20 protein-coding genes and 1 pseudogene are annotated in these 17,506 nt (G+C 39.6%); 14 read left to right on the top strand and 7 right to left on the bottom strand.

The features are described from left to right. Positions 1-262 precede the first annotated feature (262 nt). The 3 genes and pseudogenes from kynA to kynU all read right to left on the bottom strand — a co-directional run bounded on the left by kynA (position 263) and on the right by kynU (position 3,019). Positions 263-1,096, bottom strand: coding sequence for a tryptophan 2,3-dioxygenase (gene kynA / locus NDM98_RS10045; RefSeq protein WP_251607004.1), 834 nt, complete (start codon positions 1,094-1,096; stop codon positions 263-265). Further along, entirely contained in the window at positions 1,093-1,728 is a 636-nt protein-coding gene (kynB, locus tag NDM98_RS10040; RefSeq protein WP_251607001.1) for an arylformamidase, read from the bottom strand. Before kynB ends, kynA begins: the two co-directional genes overlap by 4 nt. 11 nt (positions 1,729-1,739) lie before the next feature. Beyond that, positions 1,740-3,019 (bottom strand): annotated as a pseudogene (gene kynU / locus NDM98_RS10035) (kynureninase). Between the two features lie 106 nt (positions 3,020-3,125). Between kynU and NDM98_RS10030 the strand changes: the two are divergent. From NDM98_RS10030 to NDM98_RS10020, 3 genes are all read left to right on the top strand, one after another. Next, positions 3,126-3,725 (top strand): TetR/AcrR family transcriptional regulator, encoded by a 600-nt coding sequence (locus tag NDM98_RS10030; RefSeq protein ID WP_251606998.1) that lies wholly within the window; start codon positions 3,126-3,128, stop codon positions 3,723-3,725. A gap of 176 nt (positions 3,726-3,901) precedes the next feature. Beyond that, positions 3,902-4,255, top strand: a complete 354-nt coding sequence (locus NDM98_RS10025; RefSeq protein ID WP_251606995.1) for a hypothetical protein — start codon at positions 3,902-3,904, stop codon at positions 4,253-4,255. A gap of 21 nt (positions 4,256-4,276) precedes the next feature. After that, positions 4,277-4,612 (top strand): hypothetical protein, encoded by a 336-nt coding sequence (locus NDM98_RS10020; RefSeq protein WP_251606993.1) that lies wholly within the window; start codon positions 4,277-4,279, stop codon positions 4,610-4,612. Positions 4,613-4,658: 46 nt separating this feature from the next. On the opposite strand, the gene NDM98_RS10015 is transcribed toward NDM98_RS10020, so the two are convergent. Genes NDM98_RS10015 through NDM98_RS10010 form a run of 3 tightly spaced genes read right to left on the bottom strand, consistent with a single transcriptional unit; the run spans position 4,659 to position 7,769 of the window. After that, on the bottom strand, positions 4,659-6,500 hold the full coding sequence (locus NDM98_RS10015) for an MMPL family transporter (RefSeq protein ID WP_307728837.1): 1,842 nt from the start codon (positions 6,498-6,500) through the stop codon (positions 4,659-4,661). Next, the gene (locus tag NDM98_RS24020) at positions 6,460-7,296 is read right to left on the bottom strand and encodes an MMPL family transporter (RefSeq protein ID WP_307728778.1); all 837 of its coding nucleotides are present in this window, start codon (positions 7,294-7,296) and stop codon (positions 6,460-6,462) included. Before NDM98_RS24020 ends, NDM98_RS10015 begins: the two co-directional genes overlap by 41 nt. Continuing rightward, complete coding sequence (locus NDM98_RS10010) at positions 7,293-7,769, bottom strand: MarR family transcriptional regulator (protein WP_251606991.1); 477 nt, start codon at positions 7,767-7,769, stop codon at positions 7,293-7,295. The genes NDM98_RS24020 and NDM98_RS10010 overlap by 4 nt, the downstream gene beginning before the upstream one ends. A gap of 183 nt (positions 7,770-7,952) precedes the next feature. On the opposite strand from NDM98_RS10010, the gene NDM98_RS10005 reads away from it, so the two are divergent. The 8 genes from NDM98_RS10005 to NDM98_RS09975 all read left to right on the top strand — a co-directional run bounded on the left by NDM98_RS10005 (position 7,953) and on the right by NDM98_RS09975 (position 13,133). Further along, positions 7,953-8,825 (top strand): ComEC/Rec2 family competence protein, encoded by an 873-nt coding sequence (locus NDM98_RS10005; RefSeq protein ID WP_251606989.1) that lies wholly within the window; start codon positions 7,953-7,955, stop codon positions 8,823-8,825. 56 nt (positions 8,826-8,881) lie between these two features. Further along, positions 8,882-9,004 carry a hypothetical protein gene (locus tag NDM98_RS23465; protein ID WP_285803907.1) on the top strand — a complete coding sequence of 41 codons (123 nt, stop codon included), beginning with the start codon at positions 8,882-8,884 and terminating at the stop codon, positions 9,002-9,004. A gap of 553 nt (positions 9,005-9,557) precedes the next feature. Next, positions 9,558-9,713: a hypothetical protein gene (locus NDM98_RS10000; protein ID WP_251606988.1), complete on the top strand. Its 156-nt coding sequence runs from the start codon at positions 9,558-9,560 to the stop codon at positions 9,711-9,713. Between the two features lie 6 nt (positions 9,714-9,719). Then, positions 9,720-10,217, top strand: coding sequence for an HAD family hydrolase (locus tag NDM98_RS09995; RefSeq protein ID WP_285803906.1), 498 nt, complete (start codon positions 9,720-9,722; stop codon positions 10,215-10,217). Between the two features lie 137 nt (positions 10,218-10,354). Further along, the gene (locus NDM98_RS09990; RefSeq protein WP_251606984.1) at positions 10,355-11,458 is read left to right on the top strand and encodes a response regulator aspartate phosphatase; all 1,104 of its coding nucleotides are present in this window, start codon (positions 10,355-10,357) and stop codon (positions 11,456-11,458) included. 440 nt (positions 11,459-11,898) lie between these two features. Continuing rightward, positions 11,899-12,387 (top strand): hypothetical protein, encoded by a 489-nt coding sequence (locus NDM98_RS09985; RefSeq protein WP_251606982.1) that lies wholly within the window; start codon positions 11,899-11,901, stop codon positions 12,385-12,387. 28 nt (positions 12,388-12,415) lie between these two features. Continuing rightward, entirely contained in the window at positions 12,416-12,604 is a 189-nt protein-coding gene (locus tag NDM98_RS09980) for a YjfB family protein (RefSeq protein ID WP_251606980.1), read from the top strand. Positions 12,605-12,719: 115 nt separating this feature from the next. Continuing rightward, positions 12,720-13,133, top strand: coding sequence for a Rok-like winged helix domain-containing protein (locus NDM98_RS09975; RefSeq protein ID WP_251606978.1), 414 nt, complete (start codon positions 12,720-12,722; stop codon positions 13,131-13,133). Positions 13,134-13,257: 124 nt separating this feature from the next. Here the strand turns inward: NDM98_RS09975 and NDM98_RS09970 are convergent, their stop codons facing one another. Next, complete coding sequence (locus NDM98_RS09970; protein ID WP_251606975.1) at positions 13,258-14,319, bottom strand: tetraprenyl-beta-curcumene synthase family protein; 1,062 nt, start codon at positions 14,317-14,319, stop codon at positions 13,258-13,260. Positions 14,320-14,480: 161 nt separating this feature from the next. Here NDM98_RS09970 and NDM98_RS09965 point away from each other — a divergent pair, with 161 nt between their 5' ends. The 3 genes from NDM98_RS09965 to NDM98_RS09955 all read left to right on the top strand — a co-directional run bounded on the left by NDM98_RS09965 (position 14,481) and on the right by NDM98_RS09955 (position 17,502). After that, entirely contained in the window at positions 14,481-15,497 is a 1,017-nt protein-coding gene (locus tag NDM98_RS09965) for a homoserine dehydrogenase (protein ID WP_251606972.1), read from the top strand. 1,001 nt (positions 15,498-16,498) lie between these two features. Beyond that, positions 16,499-17,020 (top strand): MsnO8 family LLM class oxidoreductase, encoded by a 522-nt coding sequence (locus tag NDM98_RS09960; RefSeq protein WP_251606969.1) that lies wholly within the window; start codon positions 16,499-16,501, stop codon positions 17,018-17,020. Further along, entirely contained in the window at positions 16,954-17,502 is a 549-nt protein-coding gene (locus NDM98_RS09955; protein WP_251606966.1) for an LLM class oxidoreductase, read from the top strand. The genes NDM98_RS09960 and NDM98_RS09955 overlap by 67 nt, the downstream gene beginning before the upstream one ends. The last annotated feature ends 4 nt before the right edge of the window (positions 17,503-17,506 follow it).

Below are 17,506 nucleotides of genomic sequence, written 5' to 3'. Positions count from 1 at the left end.
CTTGGAGAAGAGGCGGGGATCTTGGTGAGAGTGGAATCGATCTTGGAGAAGAGGAGGGGATCTTGGTAAAAGCGGGAAAGGACTTGGAGAGGGAGCCTGCATCTTGATAAAGGCGAGCACCATCTTGGCAAGGAGCTAATCCTTCTTGATATCAGCGCACCGCTCTTGGTACCTAATCAACCCCGCTTGATCCCGCACCAAATGCTCTTTGTCCAAGCACCTTTCGTCTTGGTCCACCCCTCCAAGCTCCACTCACCACCTACTAAAGCTCAGTACGCAATTGCCAAAGCTCAGGAAAGAATGTTTGATCTAGCACTTTTTTTAAGTAGTTCACTCCGGATGAGCCGCCAGTTCCCATTTTAAAACCGATAATTCGTTCAACCGTTTTCATGTGGCGAAAGCGCCATTGCTGTAATCGGTCTTCAATGTCGACTAATTTTTCTGCGAGTTGATAGAGCTCCCAGTAGGTTTCGGTGTCGCGGTAGACGACTTTCCAGGCTTCGAGCACTGTTTGATCCGCAACGTATGGTTTGGTTTGATCCCGATTTAGAATCTCATCAGATATGTTGAATCCGGCCTTGTGCAGTTGGCTAATAGCGGTATCATACAGACTAGTAGTCTGATACGCTTCCTCAAGCTTTGCTAAAAGAGCAGGATCTTTTTCATAGATTTTTAATACATGTGGGGTCTTATAGCCAAGGGCGAACTCAATCATTCGATACTGATAGGACTGGAAACCAGATGCTGAGCCGAGGCTGTCTCTGAACTCTGAATATTCACTTGGAGTGAGTGTAGATAATACGTCCCACGCTTGAATAATTTGAACCTGAATTTGTGAAACGCGTGCTAGTTTTTTAAAGCTGACATCCATTTCATTTGCTTTTATTGCTTCAATTGCTGCATGTAATTCATGTAAAGTAAGCTTCATCCACAGCTCACTCACTTGGTGAATCACAATAAAAAGCATCTCATCATGATGGTCAGAGAGTCTGTTTTGACTGCTTAAGATGCGGTCCAGACTTAGGTATTCACCGTAGGTCATTTTATCTTTGAAATCGACTTCAATCTGTTTCTCATTTTCAGTTGTACCAGTCATAGTGAGTCTCCTTTTAGTGGACGAATAACAGCCCTGACAGGACTACCATCTGCATCCGATATAGCTAATGGCAACGCGCTTAGTTCATAATCTCCTGGTTCCACATGATCAAGCATGACATTTTCTAAAATGTGAATGCCGGATTGGTGGAGGTGATGATGGATGGGAAGCTGTTTACTATCTGGTAAGTCAACTGAAGGTGTATCAACTCCTAGAAGCTTGATACCTTGATCCTTCAAATAATCGATCGCTTTAATCGTCAATAAAGGGAATACGTCTGGAAAAATAGTTGGGTCATTTGGTAATGCTGTTTTAAGCAGTAAGCGACTTGATTTGTTTATTGTGAAATGTGATAAAAGGTCTGCTGTAATCTCTTGGAACTCTGAAACATCAATGACTTGGCATGGACCGATATAGAGGTTAACGTCAAGTTCATCGACACGAGCTCCAGACTCATCAAAGTGATAGGGAGCGTCGATGTGGGTTCCTGTATGAAGGCTCATTGTGATCTTACCAATGTTAACGGAGCCGGTATCCTTTTTGCTGTACTCTACTTTATATGCAAAGCGTGTATCTCCTGGCCAACCTGCAATTTGATGATTAAGTGGTTGTGATATATCGATCCAACTCATTAGTTGTCCTCCTATGCAATGACATCACGTGTATTTGCGAATTGTTTAAACTGCTTCTCAAGCATAATTGTCTTAAGGATCTGCACGGTATTCCAAATGTCTTCAAACGAGTTATATAGCGCCACTGGTCCTAGCCTAATATAGCTTGGCGCTCGAAAGTCTGGAATGACCTTGTTTGCTTTTAAGGCCTTGCAAATACGTGCTGCATCAGGGTGTTTTAATAAAATATGACCGCCACGTTCCTCGTCTACTCGAGGATTACGGATCACAAATCCCTCATCTGGAAGCTCATGCTCTAGTAGTGCCATTAGATAAGAAGTCAATGCTAATGATTTTTCACGAACCCTTTTGATCCCCGCTTCATGAAATAATTCAAGCGACCCAATTAATGGAGCCATGCTTAAGATATGAGGAGTACCAATTTCAAAAGCTCCTGCATGGTCATCAGCTGTTAATGTATGGGACATATCAAATTGAGTTTCTTTTTTAGAGCTGAACCAACCAGCAAGACCGGGTTCAGTGCCAAAGTGACGCTTATTTACATAGATTGCCCCAACTGCACCTGGACCACCATTTAAATGTTTATACGTACACCAAAAGGCAAAGTCTACATCTGAGTCTGACAAAGTATGCTCTACAGAGCCAAGCTGAATGACAGAGATCAAATCCAATTAATATGCCTCGTTTATGTGCCTCAGCTGTTAATTTCTCTATATTAAGAAGTTGACCTGTTCGGTAAAGCACACTTGAAAGAACAACAATCGCAACATCCTCCTGCATAGCAGCGATAATATCCTCCTCAAGTAAACGTCCTTCTGTGTTTTTAACTTTTATCAGCGCGTCTTCTGGTTGATACCCTTTTAATTTGACTTGGCTTTGCAGGGCATAGATGTCAGAAGGAAACGTTACGTCATCCGCTACAATTTTGTAACGCTTGGCAGTTGGTTTATAAAAAGATGAAATAAGCTTGGTGTAAGTTTGTTGTGGTAGAACCTGTTACAACCACTTCATCGGGATCTGCTCCAATCAAAGGGGCAAGCTGATGTCCTAGATTTTCAGACATGTAGAACCAAGGATGCTCACCATTGGTCCACCCATCAATGCCAAGTGTTTTCCAAGCTTCTACTGTTTTAAGGAGAGTGGATTCAGCTCGTTTTGATAACAATCCTAATGAATTTCCATCTAGATAGATTGTATCTTGAAGATAGAATTCAGAACGGAATGAGCCTAAGGTATCCTTTTGATCGAGCTTCCGAGCGTATTCTTTTGAAAAATCGGTGATGGTAGACACATAACATTCTCCTCTAATTGAATTTTCTGAATGATAATGCTAAAGTTATCACCGAACTGATCTAGTGTCAATGACATCGTGTCATCGAAAATTGGAGGAAGATACTATGGCTTCATCAAGGAAACAAAAAGCGATCGAAACAAGAGAGAGATTAGTAAAAGCAGGAGAAGCCATTTTTTTAGAACAAGGCTTTCAAAAAACAACCATTGCTCAGATAATCAAAAAAGCAGAGACTGGGTATGGAACGGCGTATGTCTATTTTAAAAATAAAGATGAACTATTAATTGAATTGATGCAAACAATGATGAACTTTTTTTATCAGGTTTCTGAGTTATCGTTTGAACCTTCAACTAAGGAAGAAGCAAAGGAGTTAATCGTGTATCAAACAAAGGAATTTCTTAGCCTTGCGATAAGCTACAAATCACTTATGCAGGTTATAAAAGAGGCAATCGGATATTCCAATGCAGTGGAGGACCAGTGGACCAGTATTCGCTTACGTTTTATTGAAGGGATCACTAATGACATTACTTACGCTCAAACTCAAGGCTTAGTAGCAAAAGACATCAATCCACACTACGCTGCGAAGTCATGGTTTTATACGAATGAAATGTTTATGTGGGAGTTTGTTTGCTCGAAAGAAAAAGACGATCTAGATGTTGTCATTAACACCATTACCGATATGTATATAAATGGTCTATATGAATAGAGATGAAGTTATATGAAACCAAAAGAAGACAAAATTCGTACATAAAGTAAGACAACAGCAGGAAAAAAGTAGAAATATCTTTTAAAAAGTATGTAAAAGAGGTTTTGATTAGTAAAAAATAGTCTATAAAACAAAAGTGAGGAAAATGTGAAAAATTATAAGTTGAGGTGAATACAATGTCGAGAAGGTCATCAGGAAGAGGCTCATCAAGTAGAAGTTCATCAAGTAGAGGTTCTTCGAGCAGGGGATCGTCAAGCAGAGGGTCGTCAAGCAGGGGATCATCAAATAGGCGTCCATCTTCGAGTCGTCCTTCATCAAGAGGATCAAAACGAATAACCACCGGAGGCAGTAAAAACTCGGGAGGCGGTTTTTTTGGAGGAAATAGAGGATATGGTGGATACAGGAATGACCCGTATGATCGCCACCATCGAAGAGGCGGAGGCATGGGCTGTGGCTGCACATTAGTCATTTTGGCGATTATCGCAGCTATTGTAGTTGTTGCCTATTTTTATCTGCAGACACAAAATTAGATGTAAAGGAAGATTGTTGACATGTCTCAATATGACGAAATTGAATCGGATAGCAAAGACGTAGAGTACGAGGAGGGTTCTCCTTTAACAGAGCAGCAACAAAGTACAACTGTGTTAGGCGCTCTAATTATAGTCATTGGAACGATGCCGATTGCCATTGTTGGATTTATTTTATCTATTATTGCGTTAAAGTGGATTAAGGATGTTGACCATCCTGGTTATGCTCGTATTAAAGGAGTTACAAAAGTTTTAGCTATTATTAGTATCGTGTTACAAAGTCTTATGATTTTATTTTTTGCTGGCTATTTTATACTCATTATTCTAATCGCTGTATTTTTCGGCGAAACAATGATGTAACAATAAAAAAACCAGTGAGCTTATATTGCCCACTGGTTTTTTTGCGTTATTCTTTTGTTTGATCCTTTGACTCTCCCAAACTAATGACAGCAGGGATAAACAATGGAAGAATGACAAGACCAAATAGCATGAGGCCACTCACCACAACTGTTCCAATCTGCATAAGCGATAAAACGCCAGAAGGCATCATCGCACCAAATGTTCCAGAGAGGATAATGGCAGCTGTAATAATGACAGATCCCATTTTAACCATTGATTTCATTAAGCCTTCTCGTACGCCTAATTTTTTCTCTTCCTGATAACGATCAAATAAGAAAATTGAATAATCGACACCAAGGGCGATTAACATAACAAAACCAAAGAATGGTACAGCCCAACTAAGTCCGGAATAACCCATAATATGAACAAAGACTAATTCTGCAATTCCTAATGACGTATAGTAGGAAAGCAAGAGACCGGCAATGATGACAATTGGCTGTGTCCAAGAGCGAAGCAGAATCATCAACGTAATAAATAGTCCAACCATGATAATCATGACGGTTCTGGTGAAATCAGCAGATGATACTTCTTCTAAGTCACTATTTAAACTAGAGACACCGGCAAATTCAATACTCATGTCTTGAAGTGGTGTGCCCTGTACAAACTGTGTCACAGCTGTTTTAATTTCTCGAGTTGCATCAATTCCCTCTATGGAATAAGGATCTGCTTTTAAGTTGACGTCAAGCGACAGTCCCTGACCACCTGCGAACGTGTACATGTCGATCACTTCTTGAAAATCATCGTTCTCTAAAAGATCATCCGGAATATAGACACCAGTTCCTCGAACATAGTCAGCGGCAGCTACTTTATTAGCGAAATCAGCTGATTCTGTAAGACCTTCTCTAAGCTCCGTTATTCCTTCCGTTATTTCATCTACGCCATCAGCAAGCTGACCTAAGCCACTAGAGAGCTCTCCAACCTGGGCGCTTGCGCCTTCAAGTTCGGTAGCACCCTCAGACAGTCCAGCACTAATTTGAGAAAGTCCTTGCTGTATGCCTGCCAACTGCTGGGCAGCGGTCTGAACATCTTGCGTTTGTTGCAGTTGTTGCGAAACGCCACCTAATTGTTCGTTGATCTGATCAATCCCATCAGCGGCTTCCCCGAGTGAACCTGTAGACTCAGTAGAGGCACTACCTGAGACCTGACCACTAATTTGGCGTAATTGATCGGAAATCTGAGTTAATCCTTCTTCAAGCTCAGTAGTTCCATCCACAGCCTCATCTAAGCCCTCACCTAGTTGTGCTAATTGATTATCAATATAAAGGTCATCGAGTTCTTCGCCAGCAGGACGAGTAATTCCAATGACCTTATCTACCTCATCCATCCAAGCAATATATCGAGACAAAGCTTCGATGTTGGCAAGAATTTCTGGAGTTACAATCTCCTCATCACTATCTATAACCACTTGAACCGGCAGTGCATTTCCGATTCCGAAGCCAGTTTCAATGACACGTAGTCCTTGAACAGAATCAGCATCTGCACTAATTTCATCCACATTATTAAATGAGATGTCATTATTATAGATTACTAGAAAAGGAACCGTAATAATCGCTACAACGATTAAAGAAACAACGGGTCTAAAAATAGATAGTTTTCCAAGGAATCCCCATAGCTTATTATCAGCATGAGAACCAACTTTTTTAGATGGCCAGAAAAGTTTCTGCTTCATGACAGCCATCAAAAATGGAACAAATGTATATAAAACAAGTAAAAGAACCGCAATCCCAACGGCTACACCAACAGCAGATTGATAGATTTTAAAGTCCGCAAAACCAATCGCAGCAAAGCCAATGAATACAGCTAAACCACTAAAGAAAAGTGTTTTTCCAGCAGTGCGATACGTGTTCAGAATTGCTGTCTGGGTATCGTGTCCAAGCTGCTAGTTCTTCTTTATAACGACTAAGGAGCAGGATACAATAGTCCGTTCCAATTCCAAATAACACGGCCACTAAAAAGATTTGCGTATAATTCGAGATCGGAAAATCAAACCAATCAGCTAAAAAGGCCACTACTGATTGACTGATAAGATAGGTGATCCCAACAGATAGTAAAGGCACCAATGGTGTAACAACTGCTCTAAAGACAACAAGTAATAAAACAAAAATTAAAATAACCGTGATAATCTCTGTTTTAGCTAATCCTTCTTGAGAAGTCACATCTACATCATGATTAAGTAGCGCTTCACCCGTTACATAGACACTTCCGTTGTCGATAGTTAAATCTTTTAAGTCATCACCGATAGCAATGACATCATCATCTGTACCATCAACCGTGATCGGAATTAATGCAACACTTTCATCCTCTGAGACAACCTGATCCCGAATTTCATCGGATTCAAACAGGGATAATACGTCAATATCAGCATCGTACGAACGCGACTCAATTTCATCAATTAACGATTGGACCGCATCCTCATTTCCGTTTAACGAATCGTCAAACTCCACAACAACACTTATGGTTTGTTCATTTTCACCGGCTGCGTCAAGAATAGCAGCAGCTTGACTGGAGCTAAATGTATCGGCTAATTGAACGGAGCCTTTCTCTTCAACTAAATCACTTAGTGGTGGTGCGGTTAAAAATAATAAAGCTGCTAATAAAACTAATGCTGAGGCAACGCCCCATTTAAAACGTAAGATGGTTTTCATTTGTTATCCTCACTTTGATCTTTTTGTAATGGGGTTTGAGTAAGTAAACGATCCTTCACTAGACCTAACATCCCAATAAAATACGTTAAATCTACTTCTTTAAAATCACTAAACAGATTTCCGAAGTATTCCAGCATCAACTCTTGACACTTTTCAACTTCTTGGTGGCCATCACTTGTTAATTCGGCAAATTTGATTCGGTGATCCTCATCAGATTTACGAAACTGAATTAATCCAGTTTCTTCTAACTTTTTCAGTCGAGAAGAGATCGCACTCTTGTGCAATCCTTGGAAAGAAGCAATTTGCGTTGAATTGAGCGGCCCCTGTGAAGCTAAAAGGTTAAGTAAATCAACTTGTTCAAACGATAGTACCTTCAGCTTTTCTGAAGTCATTTCTTTAAAAAACGTTTGTTGACCATATAAGATGATGTCGCAGAATAATGTTATTGCCTCCGACAGCTGTTTCTTATTCAAAACTAGTCGACCCCCTAAACTAATGTCTATGCAAGTAGTTTACCCCCTATACTAAATAAAAGGCAAGACTTTTGTTTAGCTTTGAACGTCACATTGGGAAACAACTTAAATCTCAGTTAAACCGTCTATGCAAACGATGATCTGATATGCTTAACACATACAACTTTAGGAGGGACTCACAACATGAAGAAAATCAACTGGGTATATATTCCTTTGCTATTTGTTTGTTTACTTATGTCAGGATGTAGTGAATTTGATAGTCTGTTAAACAGTGAGGCGAAGGGTGCGCAAGCTCAAGTTGAAGGTGAAGCAGTAGTGTCATATCTTGATGTTGGACAAGGGGATAGTACACTTGTTCAAACAAGCGACGCTACAGTCCTAATCGACACTGGCAGGCATGATCGTGACGTAATTTTTGATCACCTAGATGAGCTGGGTGTCGATACGCTTGACCTGTTGATCTTTACACATCCTCACGCCGATCATATAGGTAATGGAGATGGAATCATTGAACAATATCAACCTGATGAAGTGTGGATTGATGGAAACGAAACAACCTCCCAAGTATTTGAACGTTTAGTAGACGCATTATTAGCATCAGATGCCGACGTCGTTGAGCCCATGGCAGGAGATACTTATACGGTAGGCTCGCTTCAGTTTGACATTGTTAATCCTGGAGAGGAGCTAACAGGAAATCTAAATAACGATTCGATTAGTTTTATCATGCATTATGGGGACACAAGCTTCTTGTTTACAGGAGATGCAGAAAGACCATCCGAGCAGAGAATCGTTGATACCGGACTCCCGTTGCAAGCAGACATCTATCATATGGGGCATCATGGCTCTAGCACATCAAGTCATGACTTTTTTCTAGAAGAAGTACAACCTGAAGTTGCCATTTATTCTGCAGGTGAAAATAACAGCTACGGTCACCCAGGAGTCGATGCGCTCTCTCGAGTAGAAGCAGCTGGTGCTGAGGTCTATGGCACCATTGACGATGGCACAATCACCATTCGAACCGATGGAACAAGCTTCGACATCGAAACAGAAAACTAATATAAAACGAGATCCGTTGCGGGTCTCGTTTTATATTATCGAGGGAGGCTGGAAATATGCGAAATACCTTGATCAAACACCTTGCGTGGGAGAATTCAAAGGTGCAGGCGCTCTTACCAAGATCGATGGTGCATTTGATAAGAGCATTTGGTGCGGGAGCAAGACCATGGGAGAACTGACTAAGAGCAGAGGCGCGTCGGCAAGAAGGATTGTAGCTTTTCCAAGAAGAGAGCTCTAAAACCAAGACCAATTCCCCTCCTATCAAGAACAGCCCTCCTACTTCAAGACCAAACTCGATTTTACCAAGAAGAGAGTACTTACTTTCAATAAGGAATAAAAATGGACATTTTTATTGACCAATTTGATTTATTGGTGGGATTTAAAGGTGCTGGCGCTTTTACCAAGACCATTGCAGATTTTGGCAAGAGCAATTAGCGCGGGAGCAAGACCGTAGGAGGACTGACCAAGAGCAGAGGCGCGTTGGCAAGAGGGATTGTAGCTTTTCCAAGACGAAGCAGGCATTAATCAAGAAGAGAGCACGGACACCAAGACCAAGCGTCTGTTCACCACGAAGAGAGCACGGACACCAAGACCAAGTTTCCATTAATCAAGAAGAGAGCTCTAACACCAAGAGCAAGCATCCATTTACCAAGAAACGAACTCCTTCTCAAAGCCCGAGAACCGAAATCCAGCGTGAGTCTCATTTTATATTACTGAAGGAGGGTGGCGAATTTGCGGAACACGGTTTTGTTTGATCTTGATCAAACACTACTCGACAAGCATCAAACCTTAATCAAATTTGCTAAACGTCAATATAAGCTATTTTCACTGCAGAAGTACGCAACGAACAAAGGCACATTTATTAAGGAATTTGTCCGTTTACACTAGATTGTGATGCCTAAAGTCAATGTGTATAAGGAACTCACTAACACATTTTCCATAGATAACTCCATGATTCCCAAAATGCTTCACGACCTGAATCTACACTTCCCAGCATCAAGCATCGGTTTTCCTGGATTAAAAGACATGCTGCAATCACTCAAGCAAAAGCCATACAAAATCGGCATTATCACAAACGGACGTGATTTCTATCAACGAAACAAAATACAAGCATTGGGGATCTCTGACTACATAGATGTTATTGTAACCTCAGGAGAATTAGGTATTAAAAAGCCTGATGTAGCAATATTTTATGATATGTTGGGAAAATTACAGAGTACTCCGGAGCAGTCGATTTTTGTCGGAGACGACCTCACTAAGGATATCGTACCTGCCAAACATTTAGGAATGCGAACTATTTTAATGGGTCAATCTCAAGTACACCCTGGTATTGATACGAATTGCCGAGAATTAAGCGAAGTAACTTTGGCTGTAGAGAAGTTGAGCAAATAGCCTAAAATTACGAATAACAAATTAGATGCTCATATCACAAAAATTTCCTTTTTGAGAATTGGGAAACGACTGAAAAGTCTATTAATGTAGATGGGAAATGAATATAATTGCATTGATGAAAGAAGGATGGTGATGAAATGCAAACATTAATTCCTCCAGAAGTGGTAGGAGCGAAGTTAGTCGAATGGTATAGTTGCATTATAGCTTATGATTTAGAGCAAGCTGAGGAATCAAAGAAATCAGTCGATTCCCTATTATTAAAAATACAGCAAGATGAAAAATTGAATTCACATTATAATTTAATTAATTTTAGACATAGACTATTAATTGATCAAATTCAAATGAAGAAGTCACCTGAAGTCATTGAGCAGTTGAAAGAAGAAGCTGAAGCTACTGATGGACGATTAAAGTTTCTCTATTATTTTCTAACAGGACAGTATGAATTTTATCAAGAGCGGTATAGATCAGCACTAAGAGCTTATAAAATAGCAGAAAAGTTATTGGATCATGTATCTAGTCCTTTTGAAAAAGGAGATTTCCTTCAAAAAATAGGTTTTTGCCACTATAGGTTTGATCACTACGAGTATGCTCTTAATTATATTGCTAGAGCAATTGAAATTTTTGAGACAGATTCTATGTATCTTGAAAGGATTTTAAATTGTAAGCTAACATTGGCCTATATAGCTACTGAACTAAATCAATATGATAAAGCTGAAGTATTGTTTCAGGAGGTACTTAAACAGGGTGAATCTTTTCCTGTAACGTATGCTATTACGCTTAGAGGTGTTGGACTTAATCGAGTGCGCCAAAACAAACTAGTTGAGGCAAAAACCTATTTTGAAAATTCCTTATCACAAGATAGTCAAAAAAATACTGTGACTGAGACCAAAAACAAATTTAATCTAGCAAATGTCTTGTACAGATTAGGTGATCTAGAAGAAGGTAGAAAGATGCTCGACCAAGCAGAAGAAGAAGCAATAAACTTAGACTTACATGAATATATGTCTAGATGCCTTATAACCAGAGGATTGTACCAGGATAACAATCAGGATTTAGTAGAACAAGGTCTTACTCAATTGAAAGAAGAAGAAATGCATTTCGAATACAAGGAAATTTTGGAAGAAATATCTCATTATTACGAAAAAAATGATGATTATAAAAATTCTTTATTGTATTTAAGGTTAGCGTCTCAAAATATAAATAACCTAATAATTTCAGAGAAAAGGAATGATTTGATATGAAAAAACTATTAGTAGCTGTAATTTTAATCTTAAGTTTAACTACGATTGGAACAAATGCTTACGCTGATGAAATTAGTTATAAGCCTTTAGATAAAGGTGACGAAAGATTATAAAAGTATGAAAGAAAAGTTTATGTACAATAGTTTTAATATATAATTTAATACTTTAGGCGGGAAGGACATTATTAAAGTTCTTTCCGTCTTTTTGAATTGTCTATCTTATCTATTTATGAATGAAATATTGTTATATTTAAACCCCGAATAACCAATTTAATTCATTCCTTCATATCTATTGCTAGTTTGACGATAATAAAAGAGATGAGATTGCTTATTTCTTGTTCTTTTAGATCCCGGACTAGTTTATGTCCTTGTATAGAGACCTCTTTAATTTGATAGAGGTCTTTTTTTTGTATTTTACGTCATCAAGAAGGGGGAATTAGCGTGGTTACGAAAGAAGATGCTCTATCGTTTGCTTCCTCCATTACAAAAGCATTAGCCGAGGTTAAGGGTCATACTCATTTTCTCAAGACATTTGCAAGTTTGATGAGACGTTATTCGAGAAGTGATCAAGCGTATGTGGATCCAGGTGCATTTATAATTGAAGTAGTTAGGGAATATCATGAGTATCTATCAAATCTTTGTATAAGTATAGAGCGATTGCGATCGATGGTTAGAGACAGTCGGCTTACAAATGAGGAGGAGAGAGCTCTATTATTAATAGAAGCGAATGCGGTTTTAGTTGCTGTGCGTAAGGTTTTGCAAACGGTAGAAGGTTCAGTTCACTTACTGGGAATAGAATCAATGGATCAGATTCTGAATGATACTTATTTATATATCCCTGGTTTGCCAGTTGATTGGGTTGTATCAAAAAAAGGAACAAGTCTTGTTGTTGAATATTTAAAAGAAATGGAAATGAAAGAAACTAGTTAACTCTAAATGTTGAAAACGAGGTGTGAAAATGGATATTGCTCTTCTTTCTATGGCAATGAGTCAGGTGAATACAGGACAACAGGTCTCCTTGTCTGTAATGAAGCAGGCTAAGGAAACAGCGGAGGTACAGGGTGAGGCAGTGGTAAAGCTATTAGATTCAGCAAATCAAACTGCTGGGCATCCACATTTAGGGAGAAATATAGATATAAGTTACTGAAAAATGTAATTTGGATGAATTTTCTATTTGCTATTCAGAATTTTTATATTTACGTCTGGCACCTTTTATAGGTAGAATATAAATAGTAGAATAGCGAGGGGAGAAAAAACTAATCGTGTACACAGAAAGAGATGCACTCAAACAACGTATGGAACAAATTTATGAAGAACGAAAAGCAAGTGCCGAGGAGTTTAACGTCATTTATTCGAGGTTAAGAGAGTTAGATTTGCGTGATGGTACTGCAGATTCATCTTCCTATTCAGAGATTAAACAAGACGTGTCGCCCAAAGAACAGCAAAGACCAGTCCGAGCAAAGCGTGACATTATTGAACCATTTATTGTAAAAACCCTTAAAAACTCTACTCTTTCTTTAAATGCAAAAGAGATTGGAGCAGAGCTTGAACGAAATAATATTGTTTATAACGAAAGTTCTCTTTACGTGATGTTAAATAAAATTGTAGAAGAGAATGAATATATTACAAAACCATATCGTGGTCGTTATGCGTATGAAGGACCAGAGGATAATTAAATATATGAGCCGGCCTATATTGGGTGGGCTTTTAATTTTTGAATAGAAGTAGATCCGATTTAAGATACCTTTTTTTAGTGAACTCAAAAAGAGCAAACCACCTGAGTTTGCTCTTTCTTCTTTTTTACGTCTTCCGTTTAAACATCCATCGATTATAATAGAAAAATTTAGCGGGCATTCCGCCAAGTTTGAGTAACGATTTTGCATCTTTTTGCATTTGCGGGTGTGCTTTGACTTTTGAGTCGGCAAGGTAAATGGCGTAAAGTCCTCGTTTGATCAAAAGGTGGAAGGATGCATCTGGTAACGTTTTTAACTTGGTTGTTGCTTCTTGATCCAGGATATTGACTCGGTTAATGAGGTCATCTCTATTTTCGTAATAGCTTGTAAAGTTCATCTCATCTTCGGCACGGTCTTCTTCTTGGTCAATAAAATAATCCAGCATGATATGCAGTCCTTGTAACCAAGGGAAGTAGGCTTCTTTGATTTGTTTAGACTCTGATTTTGTCTTGATGCTATTAGCTGCATATGCTGCGAGGCAATACAAACCGAGTGTTGAAGCTGTTCCACAGGCGAACTCATACCAACGCATGTCTGGAGCGAGGTGTTTGTTCGTTTCATAAAAATGCATAAGAAGTGGCTCTCTTAGGCTTTTTTCAACGTGTTTATATACTTGGAAGTCAATATAAAACTGAGATACCTCTTTCATATCCTCTTGCATGTTTGCAAACCCTGGGAAAGTCTCGATGGTTTCTCTACAAGTTGTGACTAGCTGTTTTAAATATCCACCATCATCAAATGGTTGGCGGTGTTGATAGTAGTCATAGAATGGCTCCCCTGGACTGAGACTGTCTAATAATGCATGATGGATAGAGCGGAAGTCCTCCTGATTATGCGCATCATTTTTGTCGCAGAGGGTATCTAAATAGTCACAGATGCTTTGATAAGCGACCATGAATTTGATATATGCATCTTGATTGTCACCAGCTAAAAGTCCGAGGATACTGCCACCTTCGCAGTGAAAGGTCTTATCACTAATGGTCCAGGATGCTTGTTCACGGATCTCTTTATCTGGAATTTGTTGACTAACTTGTTTCCAATCTTTAAGATGCTGCCTTGCTTTTGGAATGGTTTCTTTTGATGCTCTTAGAAGTATTTTAAGTGAATTTGAAGGAACCGTTGTGGTCATAGTGTAGTACTCCTTTTAAATAGTGAACTCTGTTAGTTTCTATCATCTATGATGATGCAAAAAATCACAAGTAAAATGTCTAACTCTACTTTTACCTTTATTCATCTAGTTTAATCGGAATAGACATCTGTGTGGAGAGAAAATTCTTACTGGAGGAAAATATGAAGATTTATATAAGTGGATTTGGTTCAGTCAGTCGTTCGATCATTAAGCTACTAGCAAACAAGCAGGATGATTATCAAATGAACATTCGAGTGGTAGGGATCATTGGCAGACATGGTCTCTTGGAAGATCAAAGTGGTCTAAATCTGCAGCAGTTACTAGAGAGTGAACCTGGATCAGCGGGGATCAACGCTTATGCGAAAAGGGCAGAAATAACATTACAAACGGATTATACATTTCGTGGAGATGTATTGGTGGAAGCTGCTCCGACTCATCAAGCACATGGGGAGCCGGGGTATAGCTATATGAAGCAGGCAATAACAGATGGACTAGATATTGTTGCTATTTCCAAAGGGGCGCTTGTTCATCATTTTTTAGAATTAATGGAATTGGCTCAATCTCATCAGCGTGTCATTAAATATAGTGGAGCAGTTGCGGCGGCTTTGCCGACCTTAGATGTGGCAGAGTATTGTTTAGCAGGTACAACAATCACGGAATTTTTGGCAGTCTTAAACGGAACAAGCAACTACATACTCTCAGAGATGATGGATACTGGTCGGGATTTTTCAGAATCTCTCCAACGAGCACAAGAAAAAGGCATTGCAGAAACCGATCCATCGCTTGATGTGGAAGGAATCGATACAGCAAACAAACTAGTCATACTAGCCAATAGCATATTTAAAGCAAATCGTTCGTATAACGATGCGTCAGTTATTGGAATCACAAATCTTACAAAAGCAGATATTCTTCATGCCAAAGAAAAAGGTAGTAAAGTAAGATTAGTGGCAAGGGCTACATGTCAGGATCAAATAGTCACGCTCTCAGTAAAGACTGAGTTTTTATCAAATGAGCATCCATTATCACACGTTCATGGCACAAACAAAGGAATTCTATTTTCGACCGAGGAAATGGGAGAATTATTTGTTTCAGGAGGAGCATCAAGTCCAACAGGCGCGGCAAGTGCAGCAATTAAGGATCTTATTAATTTGACTAAATTGGAACGGTCTTTCTCATAATGTTCTTCTTAGGAAGGGCAGAGATGGATGGAGGTTTAGCAAGAGGGAGGAGGTGTTATCAAGCCGAAACCAAGCACCATCAAGAGCAAGGAGTAGTTACTAAGACGAATCGAAGCATCATCAAGAGCAAGGAGCAGTAACCAAGACGAATTGGAGCATCATCAAGAGCAAGGAGCAGTAACCAAGACGAATTGGAGCATCATCAAGAGCAAGGAGCAGTAACCAAGACGAATCGACGCAGCATCAAGAGCAAGGAGCAGTAACCAAGACGAGTTGGAGCATAATCAAGAGCAAGGAGCAGTAACCAAGACGAATCGACGCAGCATCAAGAGCAAGGAGCAGTAACCAAGACGAATCCCCGCAGCAACAAGAGCAAGGAGCAGTAACCAAGACGAATTGGAGCATCATCAAGAGCAAGGATCAGTTACCAAGAAGAACCTCCGCAGCAACAAGAGCAAGGAGCAGTAACCAAGACGAATTGGAGCATAATCAAGAGCAAGGATCAGTTACCAAGAAGAATCGACGCAGCATCAAGAGCAAGGAGCAGTAACCAAGAAGAATTGGAGCATAATCAAGAGCAAGGAGCAGTAACCAAGATGAATTGGAGCATAATCAAGAGCAAGAAACTGAAACCAAGACGAACCTCCGCATTATCAAGAGCAAGAAGCAGTAACCAAGACGAATCCCCGCAGCAACAAGAGCAAGGAGCAGTTACTAAGACCAACCCCTGCACCAACAAGAGCAAGAACCTGTAACCAAGAAAAACGACACATTAGCCAGAACAACTTCCCCCCCACCAACCAGAACATCAATCCACTAGCCATAACAACGATCCCGCTGTTCAAACTCAATCAGCGGTTTTTTCATTTGAAATTTATTCAATTGATAGATAAATCCTATCAAAAACGCAATTGATTATCTGTGAGCTCAGTGCTATATTTAGTGGAATATTAATTCCGATTAAGTTTATAAGTATTTAATACTATAGAAAGAAGGAATAGATGATGCGAATAAGTATATTAGATCAAAGTCCTATTGCAGAAGAGGAAACGGCTGTGGAGGCCTTGAAAAAAACGGTGAAGCTGGCGCAGTTTGCAGATGAGTTAGGTTTTAGTCGCTTTTGGGTATCTGAGCATCATAATTTTGCTGAATTAGCTGGTTCTGCTCCTGAGGCATTAATTCCTTATATTCTTGCAAAAACAAAGCGTATTCGTGTTGGTTCTGGTGGAGTGATGCTTCAGCATTATCCTGCTTTTAAGGTAGCTGAGGTTTTTAATGTGCTCGCTTCACTTGAACCGGATAGGGTGGATCTTGGTATTGGAAAAGCTCCTGGTGGAACAAACATTTCAACAACAGCTCTTCAAGGCACTGGTTCTGATAGTGAGGCATTTAATGAAAAGTTTGGAGAGTTACTCGGGTTTTTAAATGATGGAGAGAAGGAGCGTGAGTTAGTGGCATGGCCCATTCCAAAGAAGCCGGCCGATGTTTATTTATTGGGGGAAGTTCAAAGAGTGCAGAACTAGCCGCATCTCATGGTGTTTCCTATGTGTTTGCTAGTTTTATTAATTCTACGATTGAAGAACTACGTGCTGCTGCTTCAGTTTATCAAGAAACGTTTCAAGCTAGAGACCATTCACAGCCTCAATTCCTACTTGCGGTAGGTATTATTGTAGCCGACACAGATGAAGAAGCGAAGGCGCTTAATAAATATCCATACAGCTTCAAAGTGCATGTTGAAGATGGTCGTACACTTAATGTCAATTCCTATGAACGTGCTGCTGCTTTTGGCGAATCAACAGGTATTAGCTATTGGATAGATAAAAAAGAATCAGGGGTCATAACGGGTTCAATTGATACCGTCAAAAATAAGTTAGAAGAGCTTACTGAAGGATTAGATGTAGATGAACTCATTGTTCATGTTCCACTAACGAATGTGGATGAGAAGCTTCATACGTTTCAACAGCTACGACAATTATCGTTTTTCCAAACAGAGAGCATTGTGTAAAAAG

The sequence above is a fragment of the Alkalicoccobacillus plakortidis genome (assembly GCF_023703085.1).
Classification (GTDB): domain Bacteria; phylum Bacillota; class Bacilli; order Bacillales; family Bacillaceae_D; genus Alkalicoccobacillus; species Alkalicoccobacillus plakortidis.
The sequence above is the reverse complement of the archived record's forward strand: the minus strand, read 5'-3'. Positions and strand labels throughout refer to the sequence as shown.